The organism is Schleiferilactobacillus harbinensis DSM 16991 (assembly GCF_000425885.1).
Classification (GTDB): domain Bacteria; phylum Bacillota; class Bacilli; order Lactobacillales; family Lactobacillaceae; genus Schleiferilactobacillus; species Schleiferilactobacillus harbinensis.
Map to the genome: position 1 here is coordinate 15,759 of NZ_AUEH01000011.1, position 18,982 is coordinate 34,740.

General features: G+C 44.0%; 19 protein-coding genes. All 19 read right to left on the minus strand.

Annotated features, from left to right (window positions below; translation table 11 throughout):
* Positions 1-303: 303 nt before the first annotated feature.
* The gene (locus tag H627_RS19115) at positions 304-1,173 is read right to left on the minus strand and encodes a peptidoglycan amidohydrolase family protein (protein WP_051225182.1); all 870 of its coding nucleotides are present in this window, start codon (positions 1,171-1,173) and stop codon (positions 304-306) included.
* Positions 1,157-1,564 (minus strand): phage holin, encoded by a 408-nt coding sequence (locus H627_RS19605; protein ID WP_081674676.1) that lies wholly within the window; start codon positions 1,562-1,564, stop codon positions 1,157-1,159. Before H627_RS19605 ends, H627_RS19115 begins: the two co-directional genes overlap by 17 nt.
* A complete protein-coding gene (locus H627_RS0104775) occupies positions 1,554-1,835 on the minus strand; it encodes a hypothetical protein (protein WP_035439987.1) in 282 nt (93 codons plus the stop codon). The genes H627_RS19605 and H627_RS0104775 overlap by 11 nt, the downstream gene beginning before the upstream one ends.
* Before the next feature lie 18 nt (positions 1,836-1,853).
* Positions 1,854-1,982, minus strand: a complete 129-nt coding sequence (locus tag H627_RS19610) for an XkdX family protein (protein ID WP_081674678.1) — start codon at positions 1,980-1,982, stop codon at positions 1,854-1,856.
* On the minus strand, positions 1,975-2,262 hold the full coding sequence (locus H627_RS0104785) for a hypothetical protein (protein ID WP_027828015.1): 288 nt from the start codon (positions 2,260-2,262) through the stop codon (positions 1,975-1,977). Before H627_RS0104785 ends, H627_RS19610 begins: the two co-directional genes overlap by 8 nt.
* 16 nt (positions 2,263-2,278) lie before the next feature.
* Positions 2,279-4,657 carry a phage tail spike protein gene (locus H627_RS0104790; protein ID WP_027828016.1) on the minus strand — a complete coding sequence of 793 codons (2,379 nt, stop codon included), beginning with the start codon at positions 4,655-4,657 and terminating at the stop codon, positions 2,279-2,281.
* Positions 4,658-4,673: 16 nt separating this feature from the next.
* Positions 4,674-6,185: a distal tail protein Dit gene (locus tag H627_RS0104795; protein WP_027828017.1), complete on the minus strand. Its 1,512-nt coding sequence runs from the start codon at positions 6,183-6,185 to the stop codon at positions 4,674-4,676.
* Positions 6,178-10,878, minus strand: coding sequence for a tape measure protein (locus H627_RS17050; protein ID WP_081674694.1), 4,701 nt, complete (start codon positions 10,876-10,878; stop codon positions 6,178-6,180). The genes H627_RS0104795 and H627_RS17050 overlap by 8 nt, the downstream gene beginning before the upstream one ends.
* Before the next feature lie 31 nt (positions 10,879-10,909).
* Positions 10,910-11,176 (minus strand): hypothetical protein, encoded by a 267-nt coding sequence (locus tag H627_RS0104805; RefSeq protein ID WP_226999162.1) that lies wholly within the window; start codon positions 11,174-11,176, stop codon positions 10,910-10,912.
* Positions 11,124-11,480, minus strand: coding sequence for a phage tail tube assembly chaperone (locus H627_RS0104810; protein ID WP_027828019.1), 357 nt, complete (start codon positions 11,478-11,480; stop codon positions 11,124-11,126). Before H627_RS0104810 ends, H627_RS0104805 begins: the two co-directional genes overlap by 53 nt.
* A gap of 204 nt (positions 11,481-11,684) precedes the next feature.
* The gene (locus tag H627_RS0104815) at positions 11,685-12,341 is read right to left on the minus strand and encodes a phage tail protein (RefSeq protein WP_027828020.1); all 657 of its coding nucleotides are present in this window, start codon (positions 12,339-12,341) and stop codon (positions 11,685-11,687) included.
* Positions 12,342-12,722, minus strand: a complete 381-nt coding sequence (locus tag H627_RS0104820) for a DUF806 family protein (protein ID WP_027828021.1) — start codon at positions 12,720-12,722, stop codon at positions 12,342-12,344.
* Positions 12,719-13,138 carry an HK97-gp10 family putative phage morphogenesis protein gene (locus tag H627_RS0104825; protein ID WP_027828022.1) on the minus strand — a complete coding sequence of 140 codons (420 nt, stop codon included), beginning with the start codon at positions 13,136-13,138 and terminating at the stop codon, positions 12,719-12,721. The genes H627_RS0104820 and H627_RS0104825 overlap by 4 nt, the downstream gene beginning before the upstream one ends.
* 2 nt (positions 13,139-13,140) lie before the next feature.
* Entirely contained in the window at positions 13,141-13,485 is a 345-nt protein-coding gene (locus H627_RS19615) for a phage head closure protein (RefSeq protein ID WP_081674680.1), read from the minus strand.
* A complete protein-coding gene (locus H627_RS0104830; protein WP_027828023.1) occupies positions 13,475-13,774 on the minus strand; it encodes a hypothetical protein in 300 nt (99 codons plus the stop codon). Before H627_RS0104830 ends, H627_RS19615 begins: the two co-directional genes overlap by 11 nt.
* Positions 13,775-13,846: 72 nt before the next feature.
* Positions 13,847-15,763 (minus strand): phage major capsid protein, encoded by a 1,917-nt coding sequence (locus H627_RS0104835; RefSeq protein ID WP_027828024.1) that lies wholly within the window; start codon positions 15,761-15,763, stop codon positions 13,847-13,849.
* A gap of 4 nt (positions 15,764-15,767) precedes the next feature.
* Positions 15,768-16,829, minus strand: coding sequence for a phage portal protein (locus H627_RS0104840; RefSeq protein WP_051225184.1), 1,062 nt, complete (start codon positions 16,827-16,829; stop codon positions 15,768-15,770).
* Between the two features lie 42 nt (positions 16,830-16,871).
* Entirely contained in the window at positions 16,872-17,018 is a 147-nt protein-coding gene (locus tag H627_RS20875) for a DUF1056 family protein (protein ID WP_081674682.1), read from the minus strand.
* Positions 17,019-17,127: 109 nt separating this feature from the next.
* Positions 17,128-18,972, minus strand: coding sequence for a terminase TerL endonuclease subunit (locus H627_RS0104845; protein ID WP_258456954.1), 1,845 nt, complete (start codon positions 18,970-18,972; stop codon positions 17,128-17,130).
* Between the last annotated feature and the right edge of the window lie 10 nt (positions 18,973-18,982).

The following is an 18,982-nucleotide window of genomic DNA, read 5'->3' on the forward strand; positions in this document are numbered from 1 at the left end:
TTAACGGTAGTCAAAAAGATGGTCCTTCGGGGCCATTTTTTTATTGATTTTTTTCTTTCTCTCTGATATAGTATTAGTTGAGGTTATCATAAGCCTCTAAATGGTCGTCCTTCCTAAGGGGACGATCAGTCTTGATACAGCACTCCCTGCTAGCGGGAGTGTTTTTTTGTGCAAACAAAAAAAGAGCCCCTAGTTTCCGCTAGAGGCTGACGTCGGTATATCGATCACTTCGGAGGAAGTGACTTTGCTGATTGCTCAGCATCTTTACTATAACACAAATTATTCAAAATGCCATACCTGAAGTCAGTATTTTGCCCCGCAACCCACAGCGTATCTGATGGGTATGAATTCAGTTGTTGAGACTTGGTAGCACCACTGGCCCTTGACACTGGTTAAATATTTGCTGCATTTCCATCGAGTGCCTGTCTTAAACTCGGCATTTGAACCAGCAATCTGCTTTCCATTCTTGTCTATAGCCATGATGCCATACCCTGGCACATAGTTGATTTGGCAGACACCAGCAAGTGTAGTTGCATACTGACCGAGCCATTCGTCGCCGCCTAAGCTGTAGTACGGTAGGCCGTTAATGCTCACGATGCCATAGCTTCTCCACTGCGATTGATAACTAAATTTATTGTGACTTGACTGGTGTTGATAGCCATCTTGCCAAGTTGAGTTATATCCACCCAGAGCAGTAACCACGTTGTAGTCCACAGGCTGAACAGACGTTTGCACACCTTCATAGCGATATGCATAAAAATATGGGCATCCGTCAGCCGCCCAGTAAGCATCATGATTGTTTATGGATACGCCATTATGACTGTAATTGCAGTGAATGATGTTGTTGTGGTCAATGAATATGCCAGTATGTCCACCAGCGCCACCAGAATCACCCAGCTTTCCCCAGATGAAAACGTCTCCACGCTGTGCATTCCAGTCGCTATCATCTGCCACACGCTTCCAACCGTTAGCTAACAGCCAAGAATGTAATGATTCAGTATTGAGTATATAGCCAGCGCTAGGCATTCCACCTGCTCTTAATGCTGCGTAAACAGCACCTGAGCAATCTGCTGTGCCATCAGAACCAGTTCGGCTGCCATCCATTGAATAGGTAACGCCATTTCTCTGAAGCTGATACATATAAGCAATTGCTGAATCAATGTTGACTGACATTGCTATCAGCTCCATTCACTGCTGTTTCATGTGAAACACTCGTGTCATCAGCAGAAATGGGCTGAATCAGCGGTGTTTCAGCAATCTGCTGGCCTTGTGGATTGGGATTTGGGACTTGAACAGCTGAGCTAGGTGCTACAACTTGAGATGCACGACTAAGAACTAATGAACTGTCGCCAATGCCAGGAGTGGTTGGATCAATAGTCACTCCCAGAATAGTCAACACAGCAAAGATTGAATTAATCACAGCAGCAACCTGCTGGTTCAAAATAACAAAGTCCCATTTGTATCCAAATACCGCAGCGACTGTCTGCACAACCAACAAAACAGCCGGCACTAAAGCTAGCCAAAATTTTACAGATAAAAATCGCACTTTCCAATTAATCTTCATTGTGCTTGTCGTCTCCTTTAATCCCTGTTCTGTCTTCCAATCTTGTCAGTCGGACTGAATGCGAATCTAGCTCGTGGTCATGACTTTTCAATTGCCCCTCGAGGTCTGCCAGCTCTTTTTCATGAACTTTTAGTTGTTGACCGATTTGCTGAGACAAGAGCTGAATGTCAGCTCGCAGTGGGTCCAGAGCAATACGTTTGAACAACCAGCTTCCACAGGAGACAATAACAGCCAGCGCTGACAACATTTCAGCCCATTCATCGATACTCATTCCAAAAAGTAAATGCACTTAATCACCCTTCTCCACATACTGCTTGCCAGTGATTTGTTCGTACTCATCTTCTGTAATTGCCCCACTGGCTACATATCCTTCGATTGGGCAATTCCATGAATACATCAGCTTTACGAAGTCAAGCATTAGCACTCGCCACCTTTGCAGACAGTTTAGCCACCATCATGCCTAATTGATTGATGGCTAATTGTTCAGAGCTAGGTTGACTGGATTGGCTTTGTAAGATTTTCAAGGCCGCTAAATCATCTGCTGTAGCATTGCTTACCCATTCCGTGCCATTCCATTTTGGCTTGATGCAATCACCCGCTGGCGGTTCCGCTTCAATCACTGTTTTGCCATCGACTTTAGCATTCTTGCCAGCCATGTGTGCAATAGTGCCGTCTTCATTTAACTTCCACTTGAACATTTGAATATCCACTCCTTTAGTCATTCATAAAACTTGTCACGTCAGTAGCGGCATACGAAATTGAGAACGACAAGTAACCCCACTTGTATACAGTCCCAGAGTTAATCGTCAGAAATCCACCAGTCTGTAGCAACAAGTTAGCTGACGACGCTCCACCAACATTGCTATTTACCGTAGTCGCAGGAACTACCAAATCGGTTACCGGCAATGCCCATGATGGGAGGGAAACGATATTGGAGCCAGCTGATACGCTCCCAGCCGTGTGAACATACCCTGACACAAACACGAAATGTCCCTTTCTCACGATGCTAAACTTGTTATTATAAACGCTCATACCATCTGACCAAGCGCAAGAGGTTTGGTCGCCAACGTTATAAATCGCGTCTTGAATGTTAAGGTAGTTGTCGCCTAAACTAGGTGTGTAGAAACTCATTGAGCTGTTGACTGGATCAATAACAGCGTTTGCCTGTGCTCCGGTGTATGGGTTATCTGAATCATAGCTGGACTTGTAATTCCACATCATTTTGAACAGTCCAAGAGATGTAATGTCGGTTCGCTGAATGATTTCATTGCCATTGTTCCATCTGTCCGTAACGATTGAATAGCCATCACTGTTCTGTGTCTGCGTTGTTGTGATCGGATTGCCATCAGAATCACTAGAGCTGCTGACATTTGTTATGTCTGAACCTGTGATATTTACGGCATTCAATGATCCAGCCGTAACATTGCCTAGGTTTGCAGATAATGCACTCAAGCTGCTAATGTTTAAGGCTGTAGGATTGATGGCATTAGTCACCCATTTGCCGCCAGTGTATTGGTGAACCTGCTTGATGTGTGTGCTGTCTGCACCTTCAAACCATATCAAACCTTCGTGTGGCGAGCTTGGAACTGTTGTTGAGATGACCGGAATCAGAGCCAGTGCATTATTAGCAATTGTGCTGGCTCCATTTACTGCTTTTTGAGCCGCTTGAGCTGTAATATTGGCAGTTTGAGCTGTACTATTCGCCGTGTTCGCCGTTGTTTGAGCTGTTTGAGCTGTGTTATTGGCCGTTTGAGCCATGCTATTAGCCGTGTTAGCTGTTGTTTTAGCTGATTCAGCCGCGCTATTAGCAGTTTGAGCCGTCGATTGAGCACTATTGGCTGCATTTTGAGCCGATTCAGCATTGCTATTAGCAGTTTGAGCTGTCGATTGAGCAGTATTGGCCATCGTTTGAGCTGTATTGGCCGCTGTTTCTGCTGATTCAGCTGTTGATTGAGCATTACTAGCCGTTGTCTGAGCTTGACTAACTTGTTTTTTGAGCTGAACAATGTCGTCAAGATTTGTTCCAATGTCTAGTGTCTTATAATCACCAAATTTTGCTGATGTTTTTGCTGGATTGTCCAGACAGATGTCAAGTTCTACCACTCTTGTACTGTCTCGAACAATGTTGTTAGGGTCATTTGAGATGAGATAAAGCGTGTCGCCAATCATCACATCATCGGGAAGATAAGCCAGTTTTGTGTCGAACGTGACAGAAGGTGTTGAAAGTTTTTGCAATTGAGCTATTGTGTCCGTAACTAATTGTTGTTGACTTGTGGCACCATCGTCTTCATACGTGCCAATGATGTAGCCTGCCCCATTTTGCAACTGTTGATTAGCCACTGTGTCCATCATGTAGCTTACGCCAGCCGGTGACTTATATCGTCCATCACTTGATGTGTAGTCTAGACTGGTTAGGTTGATTCCGCTTGCACCAGTGGCTATTAATGCCGTCGCCAGACTTGATGTGTCTATCGTGCGCTCTATTGAAGTTACGTTTTCGCCCCAGCCAAGCATAATGTCATGACGTTCAGTGCCTAGGGACGAAACAATATCTACATATTTACCAGTCAGATTGTAATGATTGTCTAGCTCTGTTCTGAAATCCAGCTCAACACCAAAGGTATCAGCAATAGAATACAGACGGGCAATTGGAGACGATGCATCAGAAAAGCTAATCTTCTTCACCGTACTATTGCCTATTTCGTCTCGACCAACTTTCCAGCCTGTGTTAGCAATGGCTTGTCCAACATAATAGCTTGCAGTTTGTGGGTCAGCAGGTGCACCAGCAGCAGCTATTTGACCATCAATTAATTGAAGGGCTAGAGCATTAGCCGTGACATTAAAGCTGCCATCATCACCAACTTCAACTGTTACAATTTGAAAGCGCCACGACCGATTTTGGTAAACAAACGTGATGTAATTGTTGTTAAGCATCAATCCTGACGCATCATCATTGGCTGGCAGTGTAAAAGTTAAGATTGCAAAGTTTGTGCTCAATGACCATGTCAGAGTTGAATCATAATAGTTAGCGGTAGAGCCTAAAACCGTTTGGTTAGGGTCTTGAATAATGAACTGTGGCTTGTTGTAAACCAATTGCTTTCATCTCCCATCAAATATATCTAGGTCTAAGTGTTGCCGTTACTTGTGGCGCTGTGGCTGTGTCAGACCAATCGAGATAAATAGTTGTCGAGGACTGTGCTGGAACAAGCAATTGGGTTGATGAGTGATCTAGCACGTCGTAAGCTGGAAGCCCATTCACATCTATTTTTACCAGCTGACCATCAGAACTGATTAAGTCAACAGTTGAGCCAGAATAGAATAGATTGGCTGTAGTTTGCCATTTGGTTGAATAGCTAATGCCTTGAACATAACCAAATCCAAGGTTGAGAATAGGCAAAACACCATTTGGCCCACACCACTGTCCAGCATAGTAGAGAACGCCTGCCACTTGTGTGTTTTCTAGACCTGCATAGTGGAACGTGCGTTTGTAGCCACTATTATCAGTGTTATTCTTGAAGCTGAAAACGATGTCAGCCCCATTTTTTTCGATTTGAATAGGGCCTTGATAGTCGTGCAGTACCCAGCTCGTGTTTTTGGCATCATTCCATTCAGCTACCACATCATCACCAACCCAAAGCTGTAAATCGACATGATCTGTCGTGCCTTGAACCTTATTCCAGTAGTAGCCAGCAATGCCAGCACCATTAGCATCAACCAAGCTGATTTCAACAGCACCATAGTTTTTATCCTTGTTGTAGCTAGTGTCCAAATCAAAATTTGACCAGCTGAGAACATGTGTCGATGGCTTTGAATAAGGAAAATAGAGACTTGCACCATAGATTTGGCCATAACCCGGGTTGCTTGGGACGCCGAATGTATTTACATAGGCCACTTCATCTTTTCCTGATTTATTCCCCATTGATTTAACTGCCCACACGCCGTTAATTGGTGAAGTTGGGAAGTGATGGGTTGGATATTTGTTCTGTGTGCCAATCAGCCTACCATTTTGAAAACTAACGTTAAAATCAACATTGACTTTGTCTCCATTTGGCTTGACTTGACCATTTATATCACCAGCCGCTTCACTGCCACCATTTAATATCTGTGCCGACAGGTAACCATTATCACTGTTCATCACAGCTGAGATATCTACTGGAGCGTCAACTGTGCCCGGATTGTCAATAATGATGGAGTTCCCTTCATCATTTGTTTCTGAGATTGTGTCCATGGAATAGATAAATGGATCGTAGCAAACAAATGTTAGACTGCCACCAGACACGATGCCATTGATCGGGGTTAATTTTTGTGAATCACCACCAGCTGGCACTGCCATGTAATACTTGTCGGGGTCATTGCCCAAAATCAATTGAGCGGGTTGATTGTTGCTTGAACCTAATGCACCAGCTAAATCATGTTTATAGCTTTGGTCAAGCAGGTAGTAATCCAGAGTGATTGTCCGTGGTCCCCACTTGTTGCTGAGCATTTTCTGCCCAGGTGATAAACCAATATCTACTGCTTGCGGCGTCGTTGTGGGCAGATCTTCAATGTCTATGCCTGTAATGCCTAGCCATTGTGACAAATCAATGTCATTAAACAGCACGCTCATACCTTTATCAGCCAATTACTGTCGCTCCTCCATTCTGATAGCTGTTTCTTGATAGCGTTTTATTGATTTTTGTTGTCGTGTTTTGAATCTTAGTCAGTGGCTCGTTGAGTGCTTTGGCTGCATCTTCAGGATTCAGTACACTTACTACCACCATCTGTTGCAGAGCTTGAGTTAAACCAGCCAAGTCAGCATGTAACGTGTCCAGCTTGCTGCTCACATCGCTATTATCAGTGGTAGAAACAGGCTGTTGACCACGATTAATTACTGTCATTGCTTGACCTAACAACTGCCAAGCTCGAGATGCTTTAGCTGCACCTAGTGGAATTACAGATTCTGGACCATTTTCACCAATGATGGCTGAAGTTGGTCGATTGACTAATGCTCCGTTGGCTAGGAAGTCAATCTGTTCACCAGTACCAATGTTGCCCCATGCACCTGAATGCATATAAGCATTAATGGTCGCCATGATTTGGTCCTCACCATTTAGGATATTGGTGTGGCCGGGCACTGCGTAACTCATGAATGTACTAGGAATGAACTGAAGTAATCCTTCTGCTGGGTCACCATTCGCCATGTTTTTATCCCAAACTGTTTGTCGAATGGTTGGGTTACCGCCAGATTCCCGTGCGATTTCACGAACGAACGCCGCCGCTTCTGATTCAATTCCATTTGGCGGATTAGCACCCATCTGTTGCATCAGCTTTTCAACAATCGGTAACCAAGCCTGCGCCGCATGCGGTTGTCCAGCAACACTGCTTTCTTCCATTTCTTTTGCCGATGACTTGAGCTTGCTGAACAGAGAAGCTATACCTTTTACATCTTGGTCTCGCATGCTTTTGCTTGTTTGCTGAGCCATTGAGCCTACGTCCTTGACAGAATTGACATTGAATATTCTGTCAGCCAAGCCATTAAAGAATTTAAGCGGATCGCCAATCTTTTTTAAGATTCCCTTGACTGACTTGCTGACTTTATCCCAAACCTTGGACACTGTGCTCTTAATTCCGTTGAAAAAGCCGCTCAAATCGCCTAAACCATTTGAATAACCGGGCAAGATGTGACCTAATTCACCGGATAACACTTTGGCAGTGTCTCGAGCGTTCAAAATGTAGTCGCCATTTGCAACATTAGTCAACTGTGGTCCATTTTCACCAAGCAGTTTGTATTGTCCAGACCCCGGTTTGTACTGGAGTTCTGGCCCAGCTTCACCAACTAATGCCATGCCATTTCTGACAGCACCACCATTGGAGTAGGCTAAGCCGCCAATTTCTGTATAACCATAATCTCCAGAGCCAGTAGGAGCTGAGCTTCCGCCAAAGAACTTAACAACTTTATTCCACCAGCTGTTTAGACCGCTGAAAATGCTATTCGTGCCAGTGGCTTGGTGGTGGGCAGCTCTCAGACTGCTGTTTGCTTGTTTTGTTGAATGACCAACAACGCTTTTCGATTGTGATGCCGCTTCAGTTGATACACCAGTATCTTGTAATTGTTGCTGAGTGATGGCTTCTGACTTCTGTTTAGAGATGGCAGAAACTGTGGATTTGTATTGATTTGTGATGTGTTTCGTAACATTGGAATATTGGTCTTTGGCTGCTGAGGACGTGTCATCCCGTTGTTGTCGTGCCTTCCCAACGATGGAATCATACTGAGACTTGCTAATACTACCCGTATCTTTGTACTCATGAGTAGCTGTAGCGACTGTACTCTTGTATCGAGTATCAGCAGCATCGATAATGGCATCACGTGCTTGCTGTGCTGGCTTGACTGCAGCATCGTAATCTTTCTTAGCGTTTTTTGCAGTGTTATCAATTTGCGCTAGAGACATCGTGTTCTTATTCTTGTTGAATGCAGCCAATATCTTTGTTTGTTGGTCAGCACCAGAACTGACCATGGAAGTAATCTTGCTGTTGTTGGTCAACTGCTGCTTAGCGTACTGATTAGCATAAGACTTATATGAAGCTAACAGTTCTTTGTTCTTTTCATCTTCGTATTGCTTACTATTTACACCATATTTTTTAGCTAGTGCCAGCAACTTAGTAGTGTTACCACTGGCAATCTTTTCAGACTGGCTGTAGTAGGCATTAGCATCCTTGGCCATGGTGGCATATGTTGACTTTTTAGATTTTGATGCTTCGGCGTCTGACTTCTTCTCTTTAGCTAGTCTGTCGTTAGCTTGCTTTTGAGTAAGCACGCCATCTTTTACCAGCGTCTGCAGGTCCTTAGCGGATGCTTTTTCTTTTTTAGCATAGTAGCTATCAACTGACTTACTCATCTTGGCATAGGTATCATTAACTGATTTTTGAGCCTGTGCCATTGACTTAGGGTCGGTGCTAAAAGAAATAACCAATTTTTTAGACAGTGCTTGGGTATACTTAGCCATGCTGTCGCCCAAATCTCTAGTGTCCGTACTGATTTTAGGCGCTGGTATCGTAATACCTTTAGAAGCATCATCCATCGACTTTTTGATTTCTTTAGCCCATGTTTGAGCTGTCTTTGTACTTCCCAGCGCATCACCAATCGCAGAGCCAAACTTAGCCCCGGCCACAGTTCCTTCTGGTCCGATTAGTGATCCAACAGCGGCACCAATCCCACCACCTATTACTGTGCCAGTGGTTTTAGACACAGCGGCAATCTTTTGCTGTTCATTATTACTTGCCAGCGAGGATACAATGCTACCACCAACATCAATAGCAGTGCCAGTAGCGGCTAGGTTAGACGTGCCTTTGAGTACACGACTTCCTAGACTGGCTTTTGAAGCTGTACTTTCAACATTACTAATTGCTGGTGCAGCACCATCGCCTGTGCTTTCAGCCTTGTTGATTAGGCCAAAGTTGCTTGCGATTTTGGTGAACAGGCTTGAATCAGCTAAGCTCTTCAGGTTGGTGTATACTCTTCCAACTGAACTAGCAAAGCCAATGGCCTTTTTAGTCATCCATAAGCCAGCAATGATGTTGACTGTGGTTCTAATTCCGTCCTTGTTCTGAACAATTTTATCAAGAATGTCATGAATGGTGGCCAACGGGTCTTTCATAGACTGTGCGTTTTTTCCGCTGATACCAAACCAGTTAGCTACATCTTTCAAAATGCCTTTGAAACTGTCCCAGACATAGTTCCCTGCGATTTTAACAATGTCGGCTAAGTCCGTGACGATGCCGCCTACATCTTTTTGATGCTCAGCAACATAGTTTAATAAGTCCGAAGCCTTCTGAGTGATTTTAGCAATGCTTTCACCCACTGACTTGAACAATGATTGAACAGCAGACGATTGAAGAACATTGACTATGGAATTGATTCCGGTTGATTGAACAGAAACAAGTGGCTTAGCCATTTCTGCTTCAATATTTTGCCATGACCCTTTTAATCTCTGCTCAGCACCCTCGGCAGTGTTACCGAAGTCAGCGAAAACAGTTTTGCTGTTCCCGCCAATTTTAATAATCAGGTCTTGTAGCTTTTGGCTGCTCATCTTCCCAGATGCTACCATCTTGTTGAAGGCTGTTTCAGACATGCCAGCCGATTGAGCCAGTGCGCTACCAAGTCCGGGTGCCGCATTCTCCATTCGGGTCAAAACACCACTGGTCAACTTGCCGCTATTAAAGGCTCGTTGCAATGATTTAGCCATGGAAGTACCAGCATCGCCAGAAAGTCTCAATTTATCAGACAGTGTAGCCACACCAGTAGTCAGCTCTTGTGTCCTTTGAACAGAGCCGGTCATGCCATAGAACCGTTTTTGCAATGTGTCCACTTGGTCAGCGGATAGATTGGTCTCAGATTTTAACTCTCGCATTTGACCGATTAAGGCATCGGCACCAGAATTGGATACGCCTAATGACGTCCATATCCTTTTGGCCTGTTCGCCAGCTTCAGCGATTTGCAGTCCTTGCTGTAAAACTGTTTTTCCCTGCGTCTGAATCGTTGTCCAAACAGAGCTGATTGCATTACTAATCAAATCGCCAGAAACAATTTTATGCAGTAGACCCGGCGTTTTTTTGGCTTGTTTATTTGTACTACCGATTGCATCTTTGATTCTGGTGAATATCGAAGGATTGGCCTTGTTCATTTCGTCTTGAAGGCTGACCATACTGCCCTTAGCTTTGGCTAAAGATGTAGCTGTTTCATTGATACGGTTCTGTTGAGTACGATAAGCGTCACTGTCTTTACCACTGGCATTAGCAATCTTATCTAATTCTTCAGACTGCTTACTCAACTGCTCATTCAGGTTGCTAATGCTGGACTTATAGCCATCAAGCTGGGCTTTGTTTGCTTCCTGTTGTCTGCCTTCAGCCTGTAAGCGATCGACATAAGTCTGATTGGCTTGTGACGCTTTTCGGTATTCGTCTTGCAACCCTGCTAAACCGCTCTTTTGGTAGTCCATGGCTTGCTTGGCTCGCTCTTGTTGAGCTTGCATGCTGGACAGTTGCTTACTAGCGGCATCGATTTGCTGTCCATACTTCAAGAACTGCTGTGCAACATCCGCTGTATTACCCTTGAGTTCAGATTGCTTGTTCTTTAACGCATCAATCTTAGCTTGTTGGTCAGTGATTGAACGGCCTAATCCTTCATACTTGGCTTGAGCGGCACCAGCCATATCGCCTGCTGATTTCAGCTGGGTTTCTTGGGCCTTCCATGCACTTTGGTTTGACCGGACAACAGAAGTCAAAGATTTGATAGATGTACTAGCACTTAACAGGTCCAGGGCGATACTTGTGCTCATTGTTGCATTAACTTGTTGTGTCACTTACTAATCACCCTTTCTCTTGTTTTTGGTACTGCTCAAACATCTTGCCTGGGTCAACTAGCCTATCCTTTTCTGGCTTGGCACTTATCAACTCCATAAGTCCAAAATAATCAGCATTCCAGAACTGGTCAGATGTCCAGTGCATATTGACCATTGTGTTCTGTCCAAAATAGTCAAAGTCTTCAAGTTTATTTTTTAGAATAAACACACGTTCTGGTGCACTAATCTTCTTTGCTTTTGTCCGCAGATTGGCTTTGTTTAGTTGCCAGTTCAATGTCTTCTTCGCTTAAGCCTTGGACACGTAATACCACGTGATTTGCAATTCGTAACGTGTCATCAAATGACAGGTCGTCCAATTTATCCTGCTCATCTTTATTCAGTTTCAGTGTGTCGATGATATACTGTTCAGTGTTTGAAATTGTGTCCAGGCTCATGTGTAATTTTTCTGGCACAGTCTTATCATCGCCATCATCTGCTTCAGCCATAGAAAGCTGATATTTCAGTGTGTTGCGCATTATCCGGTTGGATACCTTTACATTGTGTTCACGGTTGCTTAAAAGTTGTTCTTTAATCTTCATGTGTGTACCATCCTTTTTGATTTTAGTATTAAAAATGCCGGCCCAAGGACTTGCACCATTGGTGTGTGCTACTGCCGGCTATTCAGCCAATGCTGAGATTGCTGTTCTGTCGTTTTGAGGTTTATAAGTTTATTCACTTGCTTGTTTTTAATTGCGTCAGAATGAGCATCTCAGCACTAACTAAATGTAAGCACTAACTAAATGTTAGTGGCTCGTGGTCGTGGTCGTAGACGTGGACGGAGTGCTAGAGCCTGTGCCAGAGCCGGATGACGGAAGAGCATAGCCGCCAAACACTTCAGAATACATGTGTGCCTTATCAAAAGCTGAATCAAGGTCACTGTACAGTTTGTAAGGTGCACCATTAAAAGCATCGCATGTAAGCGCTGTATAGGTCAAAGTATCGTCAGCATATTGACTAGCATTTGTGTCCGTCTGCAGATTGGCGCCAGCCTCGCTAAGGATACCATCGCCAAATCCATAATAAACATAGTGCAATCGGTCTAATGTCTGGGTCGTAATGAGCATGGCGACATGAGCTTGAATTCCTTGGTCGGTATACCCACCTTTTTGGTCATTAATCATGCCCTTGATTTGTTGCTTGATTTCAAAATTCAAATCATTGATGTCGAGAGCCACACTGGGCTCAGCCATCGGAACGTCGACGGCTTGAACTCTATTAAATCCATACTTCTTAACAGGTGTACCAGCCAGACCTGTGATGTTGGCTGTTTTGCCACCGAGGTCTGCACGACCAACGATGTACAACCCATCTGTGCCCAATCCTTTACCTGTACCAGTGATTAATTTTTGGCTATCGTCTACCAAACCAAAAGCGATACCATATAAACCTACAGTTGCCATTTAATCGTCTCCTAAAATTTTTGTTCTGCCAAAGTAAAATGTGTTAAAAAGCTGACTTGAAACAGGGTCTAATGTTCTCTGCCTAACTGCTGCAACCTGCCAATTCTGATGGACAAACGCCTTCATCATGCTGACTTCAATGTCTTCGGGGTCTGAATCAATGTCCTGCGAGTACCAAATCTGAACCTCAATCTCTTGATTTAATGCCCAAAAGTCGTTATTACCGAAAGATGCTGGATTATTGGCAGCATCAGTAATCAACACAACAGTTTTATCTGTGCTGTCTACCTCTGATTGCGGCAAGTTATTACCATACACAGCGTCAATACCACTAATGTTTGCTTGACTTAATAGTGTTACGGCATCATCTACAGTGCTCATTGCTCGTCACCACCATTAATCTTGGCGATAATTTCCTTATATTTCTCGGCTTCAGCCATAAATACAGCATCTTTGGCATCGTCTCGTGCATTATCTACGAAATGGTCGCCATGAATGTGTTTAGTGCCATCGTTCAGAAATCTGGCAACGAATGCTTTGTCTCCGAACCCAGCGACTGACTGTCCATTATGCTCACCATCAATATCACCAGTGGAAGACTTAATATCTTCAGACAAATGGCCATATCCACCACCATCACCCTTAGTGTCTGGGTGTTTTTCTTTGGTGGCCTCTTGAAGTTTATCAGCAAGCACATCGGCGCCAGCCTTGGTTATTTTTTCCTGGTCTTTAATGCTCAGTTGTGCCGCTTTACTCACCTGTTTAAGCCATTGGTCAAGTGCTTCACTCATGTCCATCGCTATGCCCCCTTTGTTATTTTAACGAGGGTCAAGTAATCGTAACGAATGGCATTATTTGAATCGTCAGGACTAATGTCTGAAATGTTGTAAATAGTTCCACCAATTCTGGCTTGCTGTTGACTAGCATTTCTGTTGTCATGTCTGGTGATGATTGTGACTGAGTTATCCAATCGTGTACCAACAAGCGTGTACTGCTGGGAAAGTGTCCGCTTTTGCTGTTTGTAATGCAGACTATAAGCTGGCGCAAAGGTAGAAACATTGACGTGAGCACCATTCTGATGTGACCGTGGTGAACCCAATTCGACAACTCCACTGAAATCACTCGGAATAAAACTAACTGCCATTGTCATCACCACTTTGTTGATTGGCTGATGTATTAGCCTGCAAGTGAGCCAGCATCATGAGCAATCCGTTTGGCATGCCATTGGACATCGTTCGGTCATAATACATGGTTGTCGCAAGCGTTTTAATTGCCGGAATAACTAATGAATCATTAGTGCTGACATCAGTTGAACGATTAACTACGTCTTTGGCTGTCGTAACCATTGTTCTGATAGTTGACAGCTCAGATGAATCAAGATTTAATTCTGAAAGCAGGTCGTCCGAAATCTGATTTATATCAATGTCTGCCATGCCATCACTCCCTTCTGTAATGCCGCCGGTATTAACCTACTGTTTACTTTCTTTTGGCGACCAAATGCTTAATTACTTACCAGAAGTGGGGGTCGAAGTGGTAGATGCCGTAGGCTTAAATGTAATGAACTTGCCGGCAGCCGTATCAGCAACCTTGTAATCGCTACGAATAGCAGCTAACAAAACCTGCTCAAACTGTTCGTTTCGGGCCCAGCTCAAGTTTACGTTGCCACGAATTGTTTCAAGGACAAATGCAGACAGGTCGCCAACGAATGCCTTTTGGTCACCCTTATTGCCTAAAACGTCATCACTGACAACAAGGCAAGTAGCACCCAAGAATTGCTTACCCGTTGCAGAAGAAATAGAATCTTCCAACAGGTAGCGACCATTTGCGTCCTTAGCCTTGTCGAGAGCTGCGAACATAGATTCGCTCAGTACCCACATCCGACTGCCATAATTCGACAAGCCAACGTTGTAACTGTCTTTCAAGTCATCAATTGAAGTAGCAGACACTGGAGTTGCTTGTTGCAACACGGCCCCAATCTGATGTTGTTCAGTCGATGAGACGATGTTATTAACATATTGGGTCAACAGACCAACAATGTTCGGGTAATCTTGAGCCATTTCTAAACTGATAGGAAGTTGACCACGTCTCGTTTGAACATCATAAGCAACAGGCGTGATGGTTGCATTACCAATCTGCGGGTTTTCAGCCAGTTCTGTTGCTGTTACCAATTGAGCATTAACTTTGCTCATGACTGGCAACTTACCTGTCGGCGCTGAAACTTCTACTCGATTAACATATCCAGACAATTGTGTCGGGTCATTAGGCTGTTGCATAATATCAAGGACTTGGGACGGTAAAACTGCCTCACCTGCGGCTGAATCGAAACCAGCTGAATCGCGCTTAACTTCGCCGGTCCGTAAAAATTCTTTGAAGTCTCGAACCTGTTCGTCTTCTACTTTGTCTTCTGTTAAATTTTTAGCCATATCTTTAGCTCCATCTCTTTTATTTTCGTTTGGTTCTACGTCTTGTTCTGCAGTCTGTTCTGCTGGCTTCTTTTGGTCAAGAACAACATCATCACCATCATCTGAAGTGTCATCTGGTGTGGGTGCTTGTTGTGCCGCCAGTTGCTGACTGAGTGACTGAATCGCTTGTTGCAGTGTAGCAATCATGCTGACCAAATCACCGCTGGTTGGTTGTGTTGTTGTACCATCATCACTAGGTGTGGCAGGTGCTTGTACTGGTGCTACTGGTTCAGCATCACGCTTTTCCTCTGCTGGCTGGTCAATGACTACTTTTGTGTTAATCTGCGCTTGTAAATCTGCTAATTGCTTCTTAAACTTTTCCAGCGACCGCATTTGCTCGTCTCTGTTTTCTGTTTCTACTTTTTCCTCTGGCTTTTCTGCCATCTTCACGTCTTCTTTCTTGTTGCTTAAAAACTGAGCCAAATCTCTCTGGACCTGAACGCTTGTTTCTGTATAGGCTGGAATCGGCGTCAATGAAAGCTCAAAGACTTGGCCGACTTGATTGATTGTATGGACTGTATCGCCCTGACTGTTGACTGACCAACTGTCTCCGCCATCAGCAATTGTGAAACCGAACGACATTCCCTTAATGTTTCCATTTTGTATGTTTGTAAATGTGTCATGCCCCAACTGTGTGTCTGGTAATGCCGCTGAGAAATGCAATCCGTCCTGCTGAACACTGGTTGTAAGCGTTCCAGCGTCTGCTCGTGCCAAAATGTTTGAAAAATCGTGCGAATAAAGCAGTAAAACACCGCTCAAATCGACATTATTTAGGGCGTTTTGGTCGATATATTCGGTAAAATTGCCCTTAATCGAGGGCTGATTAAACACCGCTGCAACGCCTGAAATAGCCATATTTTGTCCATTTTCGGCCTGATTGTTGCTGTTTTCGTTGTCTAAGCCCGTTTCAGCCCGAATTTTGACATCAAATGTTCGTATATCCGTGTTTTTATCATTCATTTGTCTAAAGAACACCTCGTTTCTGTAGCATTTGCTGTGCCTGCAGAGGGCTAATAGCTGGCGTTGTCCCTGAAAGCAACTTCTGAATCTGGCTGATTAGTGTCCCATTATCAGCATCTACAGCACTAGATTCATCAAAATCAACAGGCACGCCAAGTTTGGCTGTTAGTTCGCCCTCCAAGGGCATTGTGTAACGTCGTAAAGTATTTCTGTACAGACTTTTCACCATGTCTAGGCTTGATTGTTCGTCTCCGGCGCCGTTTAAGTAGTTGCTTGGAACGCCAAAAGCCTCTGCGACTGCTGTTTTACCAAAATCCATCGTGCTTAAAAACTTGGCCACGTCTGAATTGATTTGAAGTGAATCAAATGAATAGAGCTGATCTTCGACAAGTGGTCTGCCAGCGTTAGCGCCTGTGTTAGCCTTTTCAAATGCTTCACGAGTTGCTTCTTTTTCCTCAGCGCTTAATGCACCTTCAGCAACCTTGATTCTGATTGAAGGATTGATTGCATTCTTCAGTGTTGAAAGTGTCAACTGACTTGCAAAGTCTTGCATGTTTACACTCTGAACCAAACTCTGCAATGGACTGATTCCGATTAATGAATCTGTTTGATTGCTTCCTGTTGAAAGCAGTCGAAAATGTAGCATGTTGCTGGCAGGGTAGTTAATTGTTCCACGTTCATCTTGATAATTGACTGTGTAAGTCAGACTGTTTGCATCGTCAGCAAGTATCACATTGACATCAGATGGTGGTACCAGCTCAAGGCGGGTTGGAATGTTGCTTGAATCACGCTGAACAGTCACATAAGCGTTTCCGGACAATAACAAGGATGCTGTTACACTCTGCCAGAAGTTATAACCACTAATCAATGGGCTTGGACTTTTCAATACATTTTCAAAAGGTGGTGTCGCTGAAATCGTTGAGCTTGCCACATCTGAACTCAGTAGGTTAATCACGGCAAAAACGTCACTATTTTTCAATGCATACTCAGCTGAGACTAAATGGTTTGGAAGTATCTGCCCATTTGAAATGATGAAGCTGGACATGTTCGTCGAGGGAATTGTCATGGAGCGCCGTTCAAATTTCGTGAATGGATTAATCGTTTTCTATCATCTCTTTTGTGTCTGGGGTGAAGTTGGCGATAATACCCAACCTAAAACCAGCAAGCAAACTCCCATCACTACCAACCCAACAATGTTATTGATTAAAAAGCCAGCGACAGTAAATGCAACCAGCGAAGCCAGAAACAGCAACATTGGTAGTGCCTGCTTCAATTGTTCTAGTTTGTCCAATCTTTCACCCCATTTAGTTTCGTGTTATTTTTATCTCTACACTATATATACGTGCAACATGCACCGTTTTTTATCAGAAGCTGACATTCATTAAGAAAGCGTGCCGTTCTTCGTCTGACATGCCAGACAGTGGGTCCTTCTTGACTGATGCTGGGTCAAAATCAGGGTTAATGTCACTGTATTCATAAATTGCCCTCGAAAAAGCATCGACAATAGCATCGACGCAGTCAATTTTGCTGGTGTAACGTTCCTTATCAACCTTTAGACCAGCACTATTACCCACAAGAATGGCGTTGGTTAAGCTGTATTGGATAATTGGGTCGTCAGAATAATGAATGCGACCCTCTCTGAAAGCCTTTTGTAGCTGATGAGTTGGCCTGTCGAGGTCATGTGCAGTCTGGCGAATAGGCATCATAGGCCACTTGTTTACTTGATTAAGCTCATCAAGAACATCACTGATTGCCCATGGGTCATAGCAAATAAACTTGACGCTCAAACTGTTGGTTTCGATATAATCTGCCAACCACGTGACTACGCTATCATCGTCAATGTATCCCCACCGGTTTTTAGCAATGTCACAGTAACCTAACTGTTCAGCTCGGCGATAATTGATTCCGTCTTGCTTTTCCTTGGTTAGAATATTGCCAGCAGTGTGGTTTAATGGAATCCAACTATGTTCTTCTATCCAGTAGTGTGTCTCATTTGACGTTTGGTATGGAAACACAAAAGCAATGGCAGTATCATCAGACAATTTGGACAGGTCAATGCCGATGTAGCAAGTCTGTCCATGAATATCAATCGGTGGCGTTTCGCTGACAGCATTGTGAATGTCGTGAACATTTAAGAATCGGTTTTCTTTGACCGTCAGCCAGCAATTAAGGTTCTTATTGATGAACTCACTGATTGAGCCATCATTTTTCTTTGTGTCTCGCTCTGAAGTCATTGAATCAAGCATTGTTTTACCTGCTGTAGGCAATAGAGGGTTGGACTTAATCCAAGTGTCTGGCTTACTTACCTCGTCTTCGCTGTCTTGGCTGTAATTAACCAGCAAGTTATCGTCTAGTGCTCTTTGGTCATCGTGAATCATGGCATTGCGAAGCATCTTTTCGTCCAGAAATAGACTGCTTGTGCTGTCTGGATAGGCTGTTGAGATATTCCAAGATTGACTATCAAACGTTTGAACTTGACCACTGGTGATTTTGCCGTTGTTTTCTTTAATTAAGCCAATACGACCATCATCGCCACACTCATCGTGGACAGAAAAAGCTAGGTGGTAACTATCGAACTGGCCAGATTCATCGCTTAAGCGTAACAGCTGGTTCTGACTGGTGTTTGATTTGACTGATTCCTCCCCAACCTTGACCTTGTTCTTCCTCATCCAGTCTCCAAACTGATTGTGACGCAGCCTATTGAAAGTGGTCTTTACATATCTCCAGCCTTTTTTACTCTGCTGAGAAACTGGGGCAATGTATGCCATGTCTTGATTTTGAAAGTGGGCAGATGCAATTAGGTATTGATAGGATAACAGAATGACAGTCAGATAAGTCTTACCGTTGGTCCGGGCGACACTAAAAATAACACGGTGGAAGCGACGCTCATCATTTTCATTTCGCCATCCCTGAGACCAACACAATAATGCTTTCTGCCATAGCGCTAGTGGTAATGGTCGGCCTGTGGTTGGGTCTGGACATAGTGATGCAAATCCTAAAACCTCCCGGCATTTATCAAGAGAATAATGGAATGGGAAGTCGCCCTGATTGCTCTCTGCTCTGGCTAAGTCCTGAAGGTGTCGAAAGGCTTGCAACTTAATGTCTCGGCCAGCTAATACCTCGCCCTCCAAAACTTGAAAAGCATAAACAGTCCCTGGGTCACGATACTTGTCGGCGATAGAATCATATATGCCATCATCACGTTGCATTTTGTAAGCC

Bases quoted from the DNA above. Each gene is read 5' to 3' on its own strand.
- H627_RS0104775 (WP_035439987.1), bottom strand. From the start codon at position 1,835: ATGAGTATCGATGAATGGGCTGAAATGTTGTCAGCGCTGGCTGTTATT.
- H627_RS19605 (WP_081674676.1), bottom strand. From the start codon at position 1,564: ATGAAGATTAATTGGAAAGTGCGATTTTTATCTGTAAAATTTTGGCTA.
- H627_RS0104815 (WP_027828020.1), bottom strand. From the start codon at position 12,341: ATGGCAACTGTAGGTTTATATGGTATCGCTTTTGGTTTGGTAGACGAT.
- H627_RS0104830 (WP_027828023.1), bottom strand. From the start codon at position 13,774: ATGGCAGACATTGATATAAATCAGATTTCGGACGACCTGCTTTCAGAA.
- H627_RS0104820 (WP_027828021.1), bottom strand. From the start codon at position 12,722: ATGAGCACTGTAGATGATGCCGTAACACTATTAAGTCAAGCAAACATT.
- H627_RS19610 (WP_081674678.1), bottom strand. From the start codon at position 1,982: ATGCTTGACTTCGTAAAGCTGATGTATTCATGGAATTGCCCAATCGAA.
- H627_RS0104785 (WP_027828015.1), bottom strand. From the start codon at position 2,262: ATGTTCAAGTGGAAGTTAAATGAAGACGGCACTATTGCACACATGGCT.
- H627_RS0104840 (WP_051225184.1), bottom strand. From the start codon at position 16,829: ATGACAATTCCCTCGACGAACATGTCCAGCTTCATCATTTCAAATGGG.
- H627_RS17050 (WP_081674694.1), bottom strand. From the start codon at position 10,878: ATGAGCACAAGTATCGCCCTGGACCTGTTAAGTGCTAGTACATCTATC.
- H627_RS0104810 (WP_027828019.1), bottom strand. From the start codon at position 11,480: ATGAAGATTAAAGAACAACTTTTAAGCAACCGTGAACACAATGTAAAG.
- H627_RS0104835 (WP_027828024.1), bottom strand. From the start codon at position 15,763: ATGAATGATAAAAACACGGATATACGAACATTTGATGTCAAAATTCGG.
- H627_RS19115 (WP_051225182.1), bottom strand. From the start codon at position 1,173: ATGTCAGTCAACATTGATTCAGCAATTGCTTATATGTATCAGCTTCAG.
- H627_RS0104845 (WP_258456954.1), bottom strand. From the start codon at position 18,972: ATGCAACGTGATGATGGCATATATGATTCTATCGCCGACAAGTATCGT.
- H627_RS19615 (WP_081674680.1), bottom strand. From the start codon at position 13,485: ATGGCAGTTAGTTTTATTCCGAGTGATTTCAGTGGAGTTGTCGAATTG.
- H627_RS20875 (WP_081674682.1), bottom strand. From the start codon at position 17,018: ATGTTGCTGTTTCTGGCTTCGCTGGTTGCATTTACTGTCGCTGGCTTT.
- H627_RS0104825 (WP_027828022.1), bottom strand. From the start codon at position 13,138: ATGGACATGAGTGAAGCACTTGACCAATGGCTTAAACAGGTGAGTAAA.